Raw genomic sequence first — 16,283 nt, 5'->3', positions numbered from 1 at the left:
CGCGCGCTACATTACGCCCGCGCGACTTCAAGCCAGCGCAGCCTCTACCGCACGCACGCGCTCCTCATGCACGGCGTCCTTGATGCCTGCCGGCGCATCGGCGAGCCGCTGCGCCACTGCCCCTGCATCCACGCCTCGCGCGGCCACCAGTGCAAGCCTCAGCCGCTCGGCCTGCGGGTACTCGCTCATCTCGAGGCCGAGCCGCCCGCGTGCATCCGACTCGCAGGCCTGCAGCGCCTCGGCGAAGCGCGCCGGCTTCCTGATCGCGTCGCTGCGCTCGAGCAGGCGCACCAGAGCCGCCGCCCCCATCTCCATCACGCGATGAATATTGCCGTGCTCGCGCGCGACCAGCACCGCCAGATCGCGGCACTCGTTCGGCACGCGCAGCCGCTCGCACAGCGGCTTCAGCAGATCGACGCTGCGGCCCTCGTGGCCGATGTGCCGCGGCAGCAGGTCCTCCGGCGTGGTCGCCTTGCCGAGGTCGTGCGTCAGCGCCGCGAAGCGCACCGGCAGCGCGTAGCCCTGCTGCGCGGCATGGTCTAGCACCATCATCACGTGAACACCGGTATCGACCTCGGGGTGATAGTCGGCGCGCTGCGGCACGCCGAACAGTGCGTCGATCTCCGGCAGAATCCGCGCGAGCGCGCCGCAGTCGCGCAGCACGCCGAACATCCGCGACGGCTTCTTCTCCATCAACCCGCGCGACACCTCCTGCCACACGCGCTCGGCCACCAGCGCATCGGCTTCGCCGTCGGCGACCATCTCGCGCATCAGCGCCAGCGTTTCCGGCGCGACCGTGAAATCGACGAAACGCGCCGCGAAACGCGCGATGCGCAGAATCCGCACCGGATCTTCGAGGAACGCGGCACTGACATGGCGAAAAAGCCGCGCCTGCAAGTCAGCCTGGCCGTTGAACGGATCGATGACCGGGCCGGTCAGCTCGCCGTCCGGGCGCACCTCGCGCGCCATCGCGTTGATCGTCAGATCGCGGCGCGCGAGGTCTTCTTCGAGCGTCACGTCGGGCGCATAGAAAAACTGGAAGCCGTGATAGCCGGCCGCCGTCTTGCGCTCGGTGCGCGCGAGCGCGTACTCCTCGTGCGTCTGCGGATGCAGGAATACCGGAAAGTCCTTGCCCACCGGCCGATAGCCCTGCGCGACCATCTGCTCGGGTGTCGCTCCCACCACCACGTAGTCGCGGTCCTGCACCGGCACGCCGAGCAGCTCGTCGCGGACCGCGCCACCTACCGCATAGATATTCATGGGCATTCGTCTTGATAGGCGATCGCGTGCGTTTCGCGGCGCGAGGCGTCGATCCATGCATTGACCGCGGGCAGCTCGGTGAGCCGCTCGACATAGGCGGCTGCGGTCTCCGACAACGCCGGCTTCCACGTGTTGAAGCGCATCGCGACCGGCGCGAACATCGCGTCGGCAATGCCGAATTCGCCGAACAGGAACGGACCGCCGTAGGTCTCGAGGCAGTCGCGCCAGATCGTCTCGATCCGCGCGATATCGGCGAGCGCGCCCGGCGTCGCGTTCTTGCCCGGGAACGACGCACGGATGTTCATCCACATCTTCGAGCGCAACTCGCCGAACCCCGAATGCATCTCGGCGCTGACGCTGCGCGCATGCGCGCGCGCCGCCGCGTCTCGCGGCCACAGCGCGTGTTGCGGGAAGCGCTCGGCGAGCGTTTCGGCGATCGCCAGCGAATCCCACACGGCCTGCCCGGCGTCGTCGATCAGGCACGGCACCTTGCCCGGTCCGCGCGGCGCCTGAGCGCGGATCTTCGCATTCGTGTCCGCTTCGTACAGCAGGATCAGTTCCTCGTCGAACGGAATGCCGAAGTGCGTGAGCAGCAGCCACGGACGCATCGACCACGACGAATAGTTCTTGTCACCAATCAGCAGTTTCATACTTGTTATCAGGTAGAGGGAAAGGCTTCAGCGCCCGGCGTTGGCGCGGAACGTGTCGAGTCGCGAACCCGAGGCAGCACCGGTCAGGTACGTCGGCACGATCGCTTCGATGCTGACCGGTTCGAGTCCGAGCTCGGGCGCGAGCGGCCCGCTCAGAATGTTGGCGACCTTCATCGAATCGAGATTGTCGCGCGAAATCACCGGTTTGCCCGGCGCCATTTCGAAGCTCAACGCCTGCAGGCGCGCGAGCGGCTCGGGCAGACGGATGATGCGCGCATGCTTGCCGATCACGTCGCCGCAGTACGAAACCAGGTCTTCGAGCGTGTAGACGGTCGGACCGCCGAGTTCGTAGGTGCGGCCGCTCGCGCCATCGAGATCGAGCACGTTGACGATCGCCTTCGCGACGTCGCCGACATAGACCGGTTGGAACTGCGCGTCCGGCATCGCGAGCGGAATGGCCGGAAACACGCGCTGCAGGAACGCGAACTTGTTCAGAAACGCGTCCTCGGGTCCGAACACGACGGACGGCCGGAAGATCGTCCACGCGACGTTGGCCGCATGCACGGCTTTCTCGCCGTCGGCCTTCGAGCGCGAATACATGCTCGGGCCGTTCGGATTGGCGCCTAGCGCGCTCAGATGAATCAGCCGATGCACGCCCTTGCCTTCGCAGGCGGCGACGATGCGCGTCGGCAGCTCGACGTGCGCATGCGCGAACTCACGCCCATAGGGCTTGCCGCGTTTGCCGTTCAGGATACCGACGAGATTGATTACGCAATCCGCGCCCTCGACGAAGCGCGCGAGTTGCACCGGATCGAACACGTCGGTTTCGAGCACGTCGATCGGCAGCATGGTCAGATGGCGCGCGTTGTAGCGTCGCCGTGTGGCGACGCGCACGTCCTTGCCCGTCTCGACGAGCGCGTTGACGAGGTGGCTGCCGATAAACCCTGAACCGCCGATGACCGCAATGGCTTGATGTCGCATTTTTCGACTCCCTGATGGAAGCCGCGGCAACGGCTGGCGAAGCGCGCCGCAACCTCGAAGCGAGATTGCGGCGCCAAGGCGCTTACGGTGCGATGTAACCCAGGCGCGCCTTCAGCGATTGCGGACGGCCTTCGAACAATGCCGCGTAGTAGACCGTGTTGGACAACACATTTTTCACGTAGTCGCGAGTTTCCTGAAACGGAATCGCCTCGGCGAAGACCGCGCCTTCGACCGGGCGCTGCAGCGACTGCCGCCAGTTGCGCGGACGGCCCGGACCCGCGTTGTAGCCAGCGGTGGCCAGCACGGCGGACCCGTCGAACTGATTGTAGATCATCGCCAGGTAGTTCGTGCCGAGCAGGATGTTGGTGTTGATGTCGTTCATCTGCTCGCGCGACACCGGTCCCAGACCGATCTTCTTCGCGACCAGTTGCGCGGTGGCGGGCATCAGCTGCATCAGTCCGCCCGCGCCGACGTCAGAGCGCGCGTTGATGATGAAGCGCGACTCCTGGCGAATCAGCCCGTACGCCCACTCGACGTCGAGCCCGCTCGACTGCGCGTCCTGCTCGACGATGTTGCGGAACGGCGATAGATAGCGCAGCGAAAAATCGTGCTCGCTCTTCGTGCGGTCCGCGGTGTTGACGGTGCGGTCGTACAGCTCGATGCGGCGCGCGTACTCGGCGGCGGCGAGCAGTTGCCGGTCGGACATGTTGCGCAACGGCCAGTTCCACTCGCGATTGCCTTCGAGCCGCAGGTTCAGCCCATAGAAGCGTTGCGCGAGATCGAAGCCCGGCGTGGTGCCGGCTTGCTGCACTTCGGCGTCGGTCACGGTGGTTTTTGGCGGCACGGTGATCTTCTGGCCGAGCTCTTCGAGCGCGAGCTGGCCGTAGAAGTTGAAGTTCGACGCGATCGACTGGAATTCCTGATCGGCCGTGGCCGTGTCGCCGGCCTGCTTCAGCGCGCGCGCGTGCCAGTACACCCACGACGATTGCTTGCGCAGCGACTCGGGCATCTGCTCGATCGACCAGCGCACCATGTTCCAGTCGCCTGCGAGCAGCGCGCTGCGTGTGCGCCATTCATACGCGGGATTCGACAGCGGCGCGTTGGCCGACAGCCGGAACCAGTCGACCGCGCCTGGCATCTGCTTGAGCGCGCCCTGATAGCCGATCGTGCCCCAGCCGATCGCGCGCTCCGGCGAATTCAGCGACGGCGCGACCGACGCGAACGTGGCAGCGGCCATGGCCGGATCGTTGCGCGCCATGCGCGTGATGGCGAGCAGCGCCAGCTGGTGCGATTGCGCATCCGGTCCGACGCCGCGCGCGAGCAATAGCGGCGGCGTATTGGTCGCCTGGCTGAACAGCACCGGGTCGGGCGGCTGGTCGCCGAGCGCGTCGACGAGCTTGCTGCCGGTGCTCGTGTAGTTCTGCTCGTACGCGAGACGAATTTGCGCCCAGATGTCGTCGGCGCTGAACTGGTGGTTCACGCCGAGCACCGTGATCAGATCGACGCAGCCGTCGCCGTACCACTTCGGCTCGACGAGCAGCGCGCGCGCCGCGTCCGCGACGTTCTCGCCGCGCGACGCGCGCGATTCGAGCGCGTAGCACTTGACCTGAGTGTCGTCGTCGAGCACGAACTTCGCGTACTGCTGGTCGAAGTTGCGCCAGTCGTGACGCGTGCCGAGCACCGTCAGGTAGTCGTTGCGCATGCGATCGGCGATCGCCTGGCCGTCGTACTTCTGCAGGAACGCGAGCACGGGCGCGTCCGGCGCGTCGATGCGCGCATGGCCGGTCGAATCGAACAGCTGCGGCTTGATCTGGAAGTACTCCAGATACGAGGGCGCCGGATAATTCGGGATCATGCTCGCGAGCTGGGCTGCGCGCGCCGCGTCGTTAGTACGCGAGGCTTCGCGAAGCTGGACGAAAATCTGGTCGTCGTTCGTGAGTTGCGAGATCGGAAGGGGCTTGACGGCCGAGGCAGTGCTGCAGGCCACGAGTGCCGCTGCGGCAAGCGCGATACCGGCCGCGCGATATACTCGAAAAAAGCGTTTTGACATCGTTGTTTCTGGAGCGCGAATTGGACCCAAGCATAGCATGCAACCCTGTCCCGGCAACGAAAAAGGCGCTGCGCCGGATGTTGCTGGAAAGCCGTCTGCAAGCGGCTTCCCAGCCGGCGAAGAATGCCGCGCTCGGGCGTCGGATGCTCGACGCGCTGAAGCACTACGCGGTACGCAGCGCGGGATTCTACTGGCCGCTTGCCGGCGAGTTCGACGCGCGCGGGGCGATTGCGATCTGGCTTGCCGCGGACTCGCACCACGAAGCCAGTCTGCCAATCATTAAAGAACGTGGCATGGCGCTCGAATTCCATGCCTGGACGCCCGCGACGCCGATGAAAATCGGCCATCACAAGATTGCCGAGCCCACCTCGGGGCGCGTGGTGCTGCCCGAGCTGCTGTTCGTGCCCTGCGTGGGTTTCGACTCGGACGGCTACCGCCTCGGCTACGGCGGCGGCTATTACGACCGCACGCTGGCCGGCTGGCCGGCGGCGCACAAGCCGATCACGGTCGGCATCGCATACGAAGCGTGCCGCACCGACACGCTGGAACGCGAGGCGCATGACATTCCACTCGATCTGATCGTCACAGAGGCGGGGTTTCATCCGGCGCTGCCGGGCTGAACGCGCGATGCGCGGCGTGTGACGCGCCGGCGCTTGCGCGGTGCTTCGTCGTTACAGCGAAGCCGCCGCGCGCGCCGCCGTGTCGTACAGGCCCGACGCATTGCGTATCAACTGCGCGGCCTCGCCGATCTGCTGGTTGGTCAGGCCGCTTTCCTTGAGCGTTGAGATCAGGCAGTCTTCGCGCACCTCGCGATACTTCAGGCATAGTTCGCGGCCCGCGTCGGTTGCGGAAAAGAACACTTCCTTGCCGGTCTTTTCGCTTTTTACGTACCCTCTAGCTACGAGCTTTTTCAACGCGTACGTCGCGACGTGCGTGTCCTCGATATTCAGCACGAAGCAGATGTCCGCGAGCTTCTTGCGGCGTTCGCGATGGCTCACGTGGTGCAGCAGCGACACCTCGATCGCGGTCATGTCCTTGTCGCCGGCCGCCGACATGCAGCGCACCATCCAGCGGTTGAACGCATTGCCCGCCATGATCAGCGCGTATTCGAGTTCCGAGAGTTCCGCGCTGCTCTCGGAGACGAGGTGTTCCGACGAAACGATCTTGGTGGGATGACGCGTCATACGAGGTTCCCGTGACGAAAATGGGCTGGAAAAGTGTCGCAAGTGTACGACGATGCTCGCCGCCGACGAGCGTGGCAAAAATGCTTATTGCTAAATCGTCGATATTTTATTGATAATGTACGCTCCAAAGGTCGCCGACTCCGTGCCGGGCATGCGCCAACGCACCGCGCTGTCCGCCTCATCCTCCGACTCGATCCGGGCCGTCCAGTCATGAGCCAACCACGAATATTTCCCCTCGGCGATGCCGCGCTCGTCTGCGAAGCGCCGCCGCCCGCCACGCTGGAGTGCCAGCAGCGCGTGTGGGCTGCGGCCGAAGCCGCGCGCGACTGGCCGCAGGTGCTCGAAGTCGTGCCCGGCATGAACAATCTGACGCTCGTATTCGACCCGCTCTCGACCGACGCCGACGCGCTCGGCGAGCAGTTGCTGACGGCCTGGAACGCAGCGGCCAAAGCCGTCGCGCCCGGGCGCGACGTCGAGATTGCAGTGCAGTACGGCGGCGCATTCGGCCCCGATCTGCAGGCGGTCGCCGAACATACTGGCTTGAGCGCGCGCGAGGTCGTCGAACATCATGCGGGCGGCACCTACGTGGTGTTCTTTCTCGGCTTCCAGCCCGGCTTCGCCTATATGGGTGGGCTCGACACCGCGCTGTACACGCCGCGCCGCGCGTCGCCGCGGCTCGAGGTGCCAGCGGGCTCGGTCGGCATCGGCGGCGAGCAGACTGGCATCTATCCGGCGGTGTCGCCGGGCGGCTGGCAGCTGATCGGCCGCACCGAGGTGCCGCTGTTCGATCCGGCGCGCCGTCCGCCCACGCTGCTGCAGCCCGGCGACCGGGTGCGCTTCACGATCGCGGGGATGCACGCATGATCGACGTGATCCGCGCGGGTCTCCAGACCACGATCCAGGACCTCGGCCGCCACGGCTATCGGCATCTCGGCGTCGCGATGGGGGGGGCGCTCGACCGGCTGTCGCTCGAAGTCGGCAACCGGCTGGTCGGCAACCGCCCCGACGCGGCCGGCCTCGAAATCACCTTCGGCCCGACAGCGCTGCGCTTTTTGCGCGCGACGCGCGTCGCGATCACCGGCACCGAGTTCGGCGCGACGCTCGACGGCAAACCCGTCTATTCGTTTTGGAGTCTGCCCGTGCAGGCCGGCCAGGAGCTCGTGCTGCACGCGGCGAAGCGCGGCATGCGCGGCTATGTCTGCGTGGCGGGCGGCATCGACGTGCTGCCGATGCTCGGCTCGCGCAGCACCGACCTTGCCGGCCATTTCGGCGGACTCGGCGGCCGCGCGCTCAACGACGGCGACCGTCTGCCGGTCGGCGCGCCGCAGCAGCGCGGCCACCTCGGCTTCACGCCCGAGGCGCCCGAGTTCGGCGTGAAGGCGCCCGCCTGGTGCAAGTTCGTGCTGGTCAACGAGCCGCTGCGGCGCGGTCGTCATCCGTCGGGCATGCCGTGGGCCATACCGATCCGCGTGCTGCGCGGCCCCGAATACGACAGCTTCACCGCGGATGCACAGCAGTCGTTCTGGTCCGACGAGTGGCTCGTGACGCCGAACAGCAACCGCATGGGCTATCGCCTTGCCGGCACCGAGCTGAAGCGCACGCACAAGACTGACCTGCTGTCGCACGCAGTACTGCCCGGCACGATCCAGGTGCCCCCGAACGGTCAGCCGATCGTGCTGATGAGCGACGCGCAGACCACCGGCGGCTATCCGAAGATCGGCGCGGTGATTCAGGCCGATCTGTGGAAGCTCGCGCAGGTGCGCCTGAACGGTGCTGTCCGTTTCATCCCGACGACGCCCTATGAAGCGCGCCAGGCTTTGCTGGAAGAACGCACGTATCTGCGGCAGATCGACGCCGCGATCGCGATGCATGAAGAGCGTTGCGCGCGCCGGGTGGCGCTCGCGGCGCTGTGACACTAAGTAAAGGAATCCCCATGGAAATCGATCTGAACGCCGATCTCGGCGAAGGCTGCGGCTCCGACGAGGCGCTGCTCGACCTCGTGAGCTCGGCCAACATCGCGTGCGGCTGGCATGCGGGCAGCCCCAACGCGATGCGCGACTGCGTGCGCTGGGCCGTGCAGAAAGGCGTGTCGATCGGCGCGCATCCGAGCTTCAACGATCCCGAGAATTTCGGCCGCAAGGAAATGGATCTGCCGGCGGGCGAGATCTACGCGGGCGTGCTGTATCAGCTCGGCGCGCTGTCGGCGATCGCGCAGGCCGAGGGCGGGCGCATCGCGCACGTGAAGCCGCACGGCGCACTGTACAACCAGGCCGCACGCGACGCGAAGATCGCTGACGCGATCGTCTCCGCGGTGCACGATTTCGATCCGTCTGTCGCGGTGTTCGCGCTCGCCAACAGCGGGCTCGTGAGCGCCGCGCGCAACGCGGGCCTGACCGCGATCGAGGAAGTGTTCGCCGACCGCGGCTATCGCGCGGACGGCTCGCTCGTGCCGCGCAAGGAGCCGGGCGCGCTACTCGACGACGAGGACGAAGTGCTCGCGCGCACGCTCGCGATGATCCGCGAGCATCGCGTGAAAGCCGTCGATGGGCAGTGGGTGCCGTTGAACGCGCAGACCATCTGCCTGCACGGCGACGGCCCGCATGCGCTGGCGTTCGCGCGACGCATTCGCGGCGCGCTCGCCGACGCAGGCATCGAAGTGCATGCGGCGGCCGCCGCGCGCGTCTGAGCGTTCGCATCACCGTCGTCCACACTGCGCGCCGATCCGATCCGGCGGTTCCTTTCAAATCGACGAGGTGCTGGCCATCTGACGCAGTACCTCGTCGTCCGAAAGCTGCTGCTGTCCAATCAACGATGGCGCGGCCGACGCAAATGACTAACGATCGCTAACAGAGCGACGGCCAATATCAACGAGACCAGAAAACTGACAACGAGCAACGTTGCGACGATGATGTCCGTGTTGTTTTCTCCGCCAACCGAATCCAGTACCTTGAAAAGCGGAGCAAAAAACTCAGAGCCCGCGCCGCTCGCAAACCATTCATCAATACCCGGCATGCGGGCAATTCCCACTGCGATGGGAAGCGTCAGCGCCAGTGCGAGCGCAATACAAATCAGCGCCTTTTTCGCTACGGCTGCAGTCTCGAACCGACTCAACCCGCCTCAACCACGAAGCCGTGCTGCCGCAACAGCTGCAGCACGCCCTTTGGCCCACCCAGATGCAGCGCGCCGATCGCGACGAACAGCGGCTTGTTCGGCGCGGCGAGTTGCAGCATCCTCGCGACGAAGCGGCGATTGCGCTCGTAGACGATCCGGTTGTCGATCGAATTGGAGACGCGCGGGTCGCGCGCGAGCTTCTCCGATTTGGCAGCCTGCCACGCGGCGATCGCATCGGCATCGCCGACCCGCCACAGCCGGTGCAGCGTGTGCACGTCCTCGACGTTCTGCGCGGGCGTCTGCACCAGATCCTGCGCGAGCATCTCCCGCTGCTGCGCGGCCGACAGTCCGGTGAACGCGCGCATCTGTTGCGCGAGCGTTTCGAGTCCGACGATCTTGCCGCGCGTCTTCAGATAGACGTTCTGCAATTGCGCTTCGGTGCCGTACTCGGTTTGCAGCCCCGCGGACAGCGAGTCGTAGGTCTCGACCACCAGCGACGCGAGCCACGGCCGCATCTTCTTGATCGCATCGAGCGCGGCCGGGTTGCCGCGCAGCCGCAACGCGAGCTTGTGCCACAGCGGCTCGGGCAGCAGACCCGGCAGGCAGTCGTGCTTGCATACGCCGTACTTCGACACGTCGTCCTGCGACACCAGCAACTCGTCGGGCGACAATTCGAGCGCGAGCGTCTGCGATGCGGCGAGCGCCGCGAGGATCGGCGCGCGGAACGGCCGCCCCGCCGGATAGTCGACGGGATCGCCGACGTGCAGCGTGCCGAGCACGTAGATCGTCGTACTGCCACGCGTCGCGACATAGAACGGCATGTGCGCCGGTTGCTGGCGCACCGGGCCGCTCGCGGTGGTGCCGGGGACCGGGGGCGGCGCAATTGACGGCGGTGGCGGGCTTGGCACCGTGACGGCAGGACGGGCCGCCTGGGCTGGCGCCTTGGCCGCCGCGCCGGCCGCGTGAGCGATGCAGGGTACGGCCGCGCCGACCGACAGCGCGCAGCCTGCGCGAAATAAAGCGGACAGCGACGCGGGAAGAAATACGGAGAAAAAGGCGCGCGCGAGCGCATGAACGAACGCGCAGAGAAACGTGCGAAAAAACTTGCCGGCGAACCTTCCAGCAAATGCGCCGCAGGGCGCGGCGCCTCCCAGCGCACGCGCCCCGCGGCGCCGCGCAAAGGCGGCTATCCAGCCGCCCTCACACAAGCGGCGCGCAAGACGACGCGCCGCCACCACATCAGGCATCCACGTCCCCCACCTCTTCAGCGCGGTGACAGGAGACCAGGCGGCCATCCACTTCTCGCAGCTTCGGCTCCTCGCTGCGGCAGCGGTCGATCACGTACGGGCAGCGCTGATGGAACGTGCAGCCCGACGGCGGATTCAGCGGCGACGGCATTTCGCCTTGCAGCTTGATCTTGATCGTGCGGTCGGCCTCGAAGATCGACGGGGTCGCCGACATCAGCGCGCGCGTGTACGGATGACGCGGCTTCGAGAAGATGCTCTGCTTGTCGCCGAGTTCAGCGACGCCGCCGAAGTACATGACCATCACGTCGTCGGCGATATGCTCGACCACCGACAGGTTGTGCGAGATGAACACGTAGCTCGTCTTGAACTCGTCCTGCAGGTCCATGAACAGGTTCAGGATCTGCGCCTGGATCGAGACGTCGAGCGCCGAGACCGGTTCGTCGGCGACCACGATCTGCGGATCGAGGATCATCGCGCGCGCGATCGCCACACGTTGACGCTGGCCGCCGGAGAACATGTGCGGATAGCGCTTCGCGTGCTCGGGCCGCAGGCCGACCGTGCGCATCATCTGCGCGATGCGCTCGGCGCGCTCGGTCGCGCTCATCTGCGTGTTGATCGCGAGTGGTTCGCCGAGCGTCTGCTCGACGGTCTTGCGCGGATTGAGCGACGCAAACGGGTTCTGGAACACCATCTGCACGCGGCGCCTGAGCGCCGCGATCTTCTCGTGATTCGCGCCGGCCACGTCCTCGCCGTCGATCAGCAGGCGGCCCGCGCTCGGCGTTTCGATCATCGTCAGCTGACGCGCGAGCGTCGACTTGCCGCAGCCGGACTCGCCGACTACCGCCAGCGTCTTGCCGCGGTCGAGCGCGAACGACACGCCGTTCAGCGCCTTCACCGTGCCGTGCGCGAACATGCCGCGCTTGACCGTGTAGTAGCGCGCGAGCTGGTCGGCGACGAGCACGTGATCGCCAGTACGATCCGACTGGCGACGGGTTTCGGGTACTGCGCTCATCGGGCGCCTCCTTGCGTGTGGACGTTGGCGTCCTTCTCGAGGTTCAGCGGCTTGATGCAACGCACGCGCGTGAGCTCGGTGTGCGCGGGCAGCGGCGCGAGCGCGGGGCGGGCCTTCATGCAGTCGTCGACCACGTACTTGCAGCGCGGCGCGAACAGGCACCCCTTGGGCCGGTCGTCGCGGCCCGGCACCATGCCCGGCAGCGCCGCGAGCCGCACCGCGCCCACGTTGTGCTCGGGAATCGCGGCCAACAGCGCCTCCGTGTACGGATGATGAGGCGCGGCGAAGATCTCCGGCACCTTGTTCGTCTCGATCACCTCGCCCGCATACATCACGGCGACGCGCTGCGCGACCTCGGACACCACGGCCAGATCGTGCGAAATCAGCACGAGCGCCATGCCGCGTTCCTTCTGCAGGCGCATCAGCAATTCCATGATCTGCGCCTGGATCGTCACGTCGAGCGCGGTGGTCGGCTCATCGGCGATCAGCAGCTTCGGGTTGCAGGCAATCGCCATCGCGATCATCACGCGCTGGTTCATGCCGCCCGACATCTGATGCGGAAACGAGCCGATACGGTTCTTCGCGTCCGGAATGCCGACCTGATCGAGCAGTTCGAGCGCGCGTTTGTCTAGCGCGCTGCCGCGCAGGCCCTCGTGCAGCTTCAGCACTTCCTTGATCTGATAGCCGACCGTGTAGCTCGGGTTCAGGCTCGTCAGCGCGTCCTGGAACACCATCGCGATGTCCTTGCCGATGATCTTGCGGCGTTGCTTCGCGGAGGCCTTCAGCAGGTTCTTGCCGTCGAACGTGATTTCGTCGGCGGAGACCTTGCCGGGCGCGTCGATCAGGCCCATCAGCGCCATCATCGTCACGCTCTTGCCCGAGCCCGATTCGCCCACCACGCCGACCACTTCGCCCGGCGCGACGTCGAGATTGATGCGGTCGACCGCGGGCAGGCCGCCGAAGTTGACCGCGAGATTGCGGATGGTCAGTAGATTGCTCATGATCAGGCCATCCGTTTCAGTTTGGGGTCGAGCGCGTCGCGCAGCCCGTCGCCGAGCAGGTTGATCGCGAGCACCGAGATCAGGATGGACAGACCGGGCATCGTGACGATCCACCATGCGCTGTCGATGTAATCGCGCGCCGACGCGAGCATCGCGCCCCACTCCGCCGACGGCGGCTGCACGCCGAGGCCGAGGAAGCCGAGCGCGGCGGCATCGAGAATCGCCGACGAAAAGCCAAGAGTTGCCTGCACGATCAGCGGCGCGGTGCAGTTCGGCAGCACCTGCGAGAACATCAGCCGCAACGTGCTCGCACCCGCGACGCGCGAAGCGGTCACATACTCCTTCTGCAACTCGCCCTGGGCGGACGCGCGCGTCAGACGCACATAGCCGGGCAGCGCGACGATCGCGATCGCGAGCATCGTGTTGACGAGACCCGGACCGATGATCGCGACCACCGCGACCGCGAGCAGCAGCGACGGCAGCGCGAGCAGCACGTCCATGATGCGCATGATCGGCGTGTCGGCCCATTTCTCGAAGAACGCGGCGACGAGGCCGAGCACAACGCCCGGAATCAGCGCGAGGACCACCGAGACGAAGCCGATCCAGAACGACAGCCGCGCGCCGTACATCAGACGCGAAAGGATGTCGCGGCCCGCTTCGTCGGTGCCGAGAATGAACTTCCAGTTGCCGCCGTCGAGCCACGCCGGCGGGATCTTCACGGAGTCGCGGTATTGCTCGATCGGGCTGTGCGGCGCGATCAGCGGCGCGAAGATCGCGATGAAGACCAGCACCAGCACGATGATGCCCGCGCCGACCGCACCGCGGTTGCGCGAGAAGTTGGCCCAGAATTCGCGTGCCGCGATGGCGCGGCCGCTCGGCGGGGTAACCGCTTGGGGGACGGTGTTTTGGATATCAGCCATTGTGATTTACCTCGTATGGCGGATGCGCGGGTTGAGCACGCCGTACAGCAGATCGACGACGAGGTTCACGACAATCACCAGCGTGGCGATCAACAGGATACCGCCCTGCACGACCGGATAATCGCGCCGGCCGATCGCGTCGATCAGCCACTTGCCGATGCCCGGCCATGAAAACAACGTTTCGGTCAGCACCGCGCCCGCAAGCAGTGTGCCGACCTGCAGGCCGATCACGGTGACGACCGGAATCAGCGCATTGCGCAGCGCATGCACGACGATCACGCGTCCCGGCGACAGCCCCTTCGCGCGCGCGGTGCGGATGTAGTCCTCGCGCAGCACTTCGAGCATCGACGAGCGCGTCATGCGCGCGACGACCGCGAGCGGAATCGTGCCGAGCACGATCGCGGGCAGGATCAGGTGACTGAGTGCGGATTTGAACGCGCCTTCGTCGGTGGACATCAGCGAGTCGATCAGCATGAAGCCGGTCACGTGCGGAATGTCGTATTCGACCGCGATGCGGCCCGACACCGGCGTCAAGCCGAGCTTGACCGAGAACACCATGATGAGGATCAAGCCCCACCAGAAGATCGGCATCGAGTAGCCGGTCAGGGCGGTGCCCATCACGCCGTGATCGATCACCGTGCCGCGCCTGAGCGCCGCGAACACGCCCGCCGGCAGGCCGATGATCAGCGCGAACAGCATCGCGCAGAGCGACAGTTCGACGGTGGCGGGAAAGCGCGCGAGGAATTCGCCCATCACGCTCGTGTTGGTGATGATCGACGTGCCGAGGTTGCCGTGCACGGCACGGACGATGTAGTGAAAGTACTGCATTGGCAAGGGCTCGTCGAGCCCGAGGCGGTGCATCGCGGCCGCATGCATGGCCGGATCGACGCCGCGCTCGCCCATCATCACTTCGATGGGGTCGCCCGGGATCAGGTGGATCAGCGCGAACGCGAGGATCGTGATGCCGATGAACGTCGGTATCACCATGCCGATGCGGCGCAAAACGAAGCGGAACATGGTTCGCTCCCATGGTACTGGTGATGAAAAAACGCAACCGGCGACGAGGGCTCGTGACCCCGGTCGCCGGACCATTTCGACCAGTTTTCTAACCGTGCGAAAAGTGTACTGTGTTGCGGCGTACTGTATTGCGGCCTACTGTGCGAACTTTACGATTACTTGATGCTGACGCCGTCGAAGCGCGCGTAGCCGAGCGGTTCGATGCGCATGTCGACCACCTTCTTGCTGACCGGCTGATAGACGGTCGAGTGCGCGATCGGCGAGAACGGCAGTTGCTGCGCGAAAATATGCTGCGCGTCGCCGTAGATCTTCGTGCGCGTCGCCACGTCCGAAGTCGTGCGGCCCTTCTGGATCAGATCGTCGAACGGCTTGTAGCACCACTTCGAGAAGTTGTTGCCGTTGATCGCCTCGCAGCCGAGCAGCGTGCCGAGCCAGTTGTCCGGATCGCCGTTGTCGCCGGTCCAGCCGATCAGCATCGTGTCGTCTTCGCCCGCGTGCGCGCGCTTGATGTACTCACCCCACTCGTACGTGACGATCTTCGCCTTCACGCCGATCTTCGCCCAGTCCGCCTGGATCATTTCCGCCATCAGACGCGCGTTCGGGTTGTACGCGCGCTGCACCGGCATTGCCCACAGCGTGAGGTCGAAACCGTTCGGGTAGCCCGCCTTCGCGAGCAGATCCTTCGCCTTGGCCGGATCGTACGAGGCGGCCGGCAGGTTCTTGACGAACGACCATTGCGTCGGCGGCATCGGGTTCGTCGCGAGCTGGCCCGCGCCCTGGTAGACCGAGTCGATGATCGCCTTCTTGTTGATCGCCATGTCGAGCGCCTGGCGCACTTCGAGCTTGTCGACCGGCTTGTGCGTCACGTTGTACGCGAGATAGCCGAGGTTGAAGCCCGGTTGCGACGGCATGTCGATGTTCGGCTCGGCCTTCAGCGGCGCGATGTCAGCCGGGCGCGGATAGCTCATCACCTGGCATTCGTCGCGCTTGATCTTCTGCACGCGCACGCCGGCATCCGGCGTGATCGAGAAGATCAGCTTCGAGATCTTCACCGCGTCCGGCTTCCAGTAGTCCGGGTTGCCGTCGAAGCGGATCGTCGCGTCCTTCGTGTAGCTGCGGAAGATGAACGGGCCGGTGCCCACCGGGAACTGATTGATGTCGGCGGCCTTGCCTGCCTTGAGCAGTTGATCCGCATATTCAGCCGACAGGATCGACGCGTATTCCATCGCCAGATTCTGGATGAACGGCGCGTTGACTTCCTTCAGCGTGAACTTGACCGTGTACGGGTCGACTTTCTCGACGCTCGTGATCAGCTTGTCGAGGCCCATGTCGGTGAAGTACGGGAACTGCACCGGATACGCCTTGCGAAACGGCTGGTTCGGGTCGAGCATGCGCTGGAACGAGAAGACCACGTCGTCCGCGTTGAATTCGCGCGTCGGCTTGAAGAACGAGGTGGTCTGGAACTTCACGCCATGACGCAGATGGAACGTGTAGGTCTTGCCATCGGGCGACACGTCCCACTTCTCCGCGAGGCCGGGCTCGACCTTGGTGCCGCCGCGTTCGAACTCGACGAGGCGGTTATAGACGGTGAACGTGTTGGCCGTGAAGTCGACGCCCGTCGTGTATTGGGCCGGATCGAAACCCGCGGGACTGCCTTCCGAGCAGTAAACGAGGGTTTTGTTCGGGATCCCAGCGGCCTGCGCGCTCGTGACGCCAAGCAGGGATGCCGCTGCGGCAGCGACGAGCGTGGACCTACGCGCGACGCGCAACAGATTGTTTTGCTTCATGTTTCCTCCAGGTTCGGGGCCGGCTTGCGCCGGCGTAGCGGGATATTACTTGAGCTTGGGCCG

General features: G+C 65.7%; 16 protein-coding genes. 4 read left to right on the top strand and 12 right to left on the bottom strand.

Annotated features, from left to right (window positions below; all coding sequences use genetic code 11):
- Nucleotides 1-27 precede the first annotated feature (27 nt).
- From OKW28_RS41505 to OKW28_RS41490, 4 genes are all read right to left on the bottom strand, one after another.
- Complete coding sequence (locus tag OKW28_RS41505) at nucleotides 28-1,260, bottom strand: multifunctional CCA addition/repair protein (RefSeq protein WP_429454040.1); 1,233 nt, start codon at nucleotides 1,258-1,260, stop codon at nucleotides 28-30.
- Nucleotides 1,257-1,910, bottom strand: coding sequence for a glutathione S-transferase family protein (locus OKW28_RS41500; protein WP_184034757.1), 654 nt, complete (start codon nucleotides 1,908-1,910; stop codon nucleotides 1,257-1,259). Before OKW28_RS41500 ends, OKW28_RS41505 begins: the two co-directional genes overlap by 4 nt.
- Nucleotides 1,911-1,937: 27 nt before the next feature.
- Nucleotides 1,938-2,891: a complex I NDUFA9 subunit family protein gene (locus OKW28_RS41495; protein ID WP_429454038.1), complete on the bottom strand. Its 954-nt coding sequence runs from the start codon at nucleotides 2,889-2,891 to the stop codon at nucleotides 1,938-1,940.
- A gap of 82 nt (nucleotides 2,892-2,973) precedes the next feature.
- Nucleotides 2,974-4,941, bottom strand: coding sequence for a transglycosylase SLT domain-containing protein (locus tag OKW28_RS41490; RefSeq protein ID WP_429454036.1), 1,968 nt, complete (start codon nucleotides 4,939-4,941; stop codon nucleotides 2,974-2,976).
- 77 nt (nucleotides 4,942-5,018) lie between these two features.
- Here OKW28_RS41490 and OKW28_RS41485 point away from each other — a divergent pair, with 77 nt between their 5' ends.
- The gene (locus OKW28_RS41485) at nucleotides 5,019-5,561 is read left to right on the top strand and encodes a 5-formyltetrahydrofolate cyclo-ligase (protein WP_429454034.1); all 543 of its coding nucleotides are present in this window, start codon (nucleotides 5,019-5,021) and stop codon (nucleotides 5,559-5,561) included.
- Between the two features lie 51 nt (nucleotides 5,562-5,612).
- Here the strand turns inward: OKW28_RS41485 and OKW28_RS41480 are convergent, their stop codons facing one another.
- On the bottom strand, nucleotides 5,613-6,125 hold the full coding sequence (locus tag OKW28_RS41480) for a winged helix DNA-binding protein (protein WP_429454032.1): 513 nt from the start codon (nucleotides 6,123-6,125) through the stop codon (nucleotides 5,613-5,615).
- A gap of 210 nt (nucleotides 6,126-6,335) precedes the next feature.
- On the opposite strand from OKW28_RS41480, the gene pxpB reads away from it, so the two are divergent.
- The 3 genes from pxpB to pxpA are packed head-to-tail and all read left to right on the top strand — an operon-like array spanning nucleotide 6,336 to nucleotide 8,811.
- A complete protein-coding gene (pxpB, locus tag OKW28_RS41475) occupies nucleotides 6,336-6,989 on the top strand; it encodes a 5-oxoprolinase subunit PxpB (protein WP_429454030.1) in 654 nt (217 codons plus the stop codon).
- Nucleotides 6,986-8,038, top strand: a complete 1,053-nt coding sequence (locus OKW28_RS41470; protein ID WP_429454028.1) for a biotin-dependent carboxyltransferase family protein — start codon at nucleotides 6,986-6,988, stop codon at nucleotides 8,036-8,038. The genes pxpB and OKW28_RS41470 overlap by 4 nt, the downstream gene beginning before the upstream one ends.
- Before the next feature lie 20 nt (nucleotides 8,039-8,058).
- A complete protein-coding gene (gene pxpA / locus OKW28_RS41465) occupies nucleotides 8,059-8,811 on the top strand; it encodes a 5-oxoprolinase subunit PxpA (protein WP_429454026.1) in 753 nt (250 codons plus the stop codon).
- A gap of 119 nt (nucleotides 8,812-8,930) precedes the next feature.
- Here pxpA and OKW28_RS41460 read toward each other — a convergent pair whose 3' ends face one another.
- The 7 genes from OKW28_RS41460 to OKW28_RS41430 form a co-directional block, all read right to left on the bottom strand.
- A complete protein-coding gene (locus OKW28_RS41460; RefSeq protein WP_429454024.1) occupies nucleotides 8,931-9,236 on the bottom strand; it encodes a hypothetical protein in 306 nt (101 codons plus the stop codon).
- Nucleotides 9,233-10,483, bottom strand: a complete 1,251-nt coding sequence (locus tag OKW28_RS41455; RefSeq protein WP_429454632.1) for a TraB/GumN family protein — start codon at nucleotides 10,481-10,483, stop codon at nucleotides 9,233-9,235. The genes OKW28_RS41460 and OKW28_RS41455 overlap by 4 nt, the downstream gene beginning before the upstream one ends.
- A complete protein-coding gene (locus OKW28_RS41450; RefSeq protein WP_429454022.1) occupies nucleotides 10,476-11,495 on the bottom strand; it encodes a peptide ABC transporter ATP-binding protein in 1,020 nt (339 codons plus the stop codon). The genes OKW28_RS41455 and OKW28_RS41450 overlap by 8 nt, the downstream gene beginning before the upstream one ends.
- On the bottom strand, nucleotides 11,492-12,496 hold the full coding sequence (locus OKW28_RS41445) for an ABC transporter ATP-binding protein (protein WP_429454020.1): 1,005 nt from the start codon (nucleotides 12,494-12,496) through the stop codon (nucleotides 11,492-11,494). The genes OKW28_RS41450 and OKW28_RS41445 overlap by 4 nt, the downstream gene beginning before the upstream one ends.
- A 2-nt stretch (nucleotides 12,497-12,498) precedes the next feature.
- A complete protein-coding gene (locus OKW28_RS41440; RefSeq protein ID WP_018418726.1) occupies nucleotides 12,499-13,416 on the bottom strand; it encodes an ABC transporter permease subunit in 918 nt (305 codons plus the stop codon).
- 6 nt (nucleotides 13,417-13,422) lie between these two features.
- A complete protein-coding gene (locus tag OKW28_RS41435; RefSeq protein ID WP_429454018.1) occupies nucleotides 13,423-14,433 on the bottom strand; it encodes an ABC transporter permease subunit in 1,011 nt (336 codons plus the stop codon).
- A 155-nt stretch (nucleotides 14,434-14,588) separates the two neighbouring features.
- On the bottom strand, nucleotides 14,589-16,220 hold the full coding sequence (locus OKW28_RS41430; RefSeq protein WP_429454016.1) for an ABC transporter substrate-binding protein: 1,632 nt from the start codon (nucleotides 16,218-16,220) through the stop codon (nucleotides 14,589-14,591).
- Between the last annotated feature and the right edge of the window lie 63 nt (nucleotides 16,221-16,283).

Origin of the sequence: Paraburkholderia sp. 40 (assembly GCF_050434105.1) — a bacterium.
In the GTDB taxonomy this organism is placed as follows: domain Bacteria; phylum Pseudomonadota; class Gammaproteobacteria; order Burkholderiales; family Burkholderiaceae; genus Paraburkholderia; species Paraburkholderia tuberum.
The sequence above is the reverse complement of the archived record's forward strand: the minus strand, read 5'-3'. Positions and strand labels throughout refer to the sequence as shown.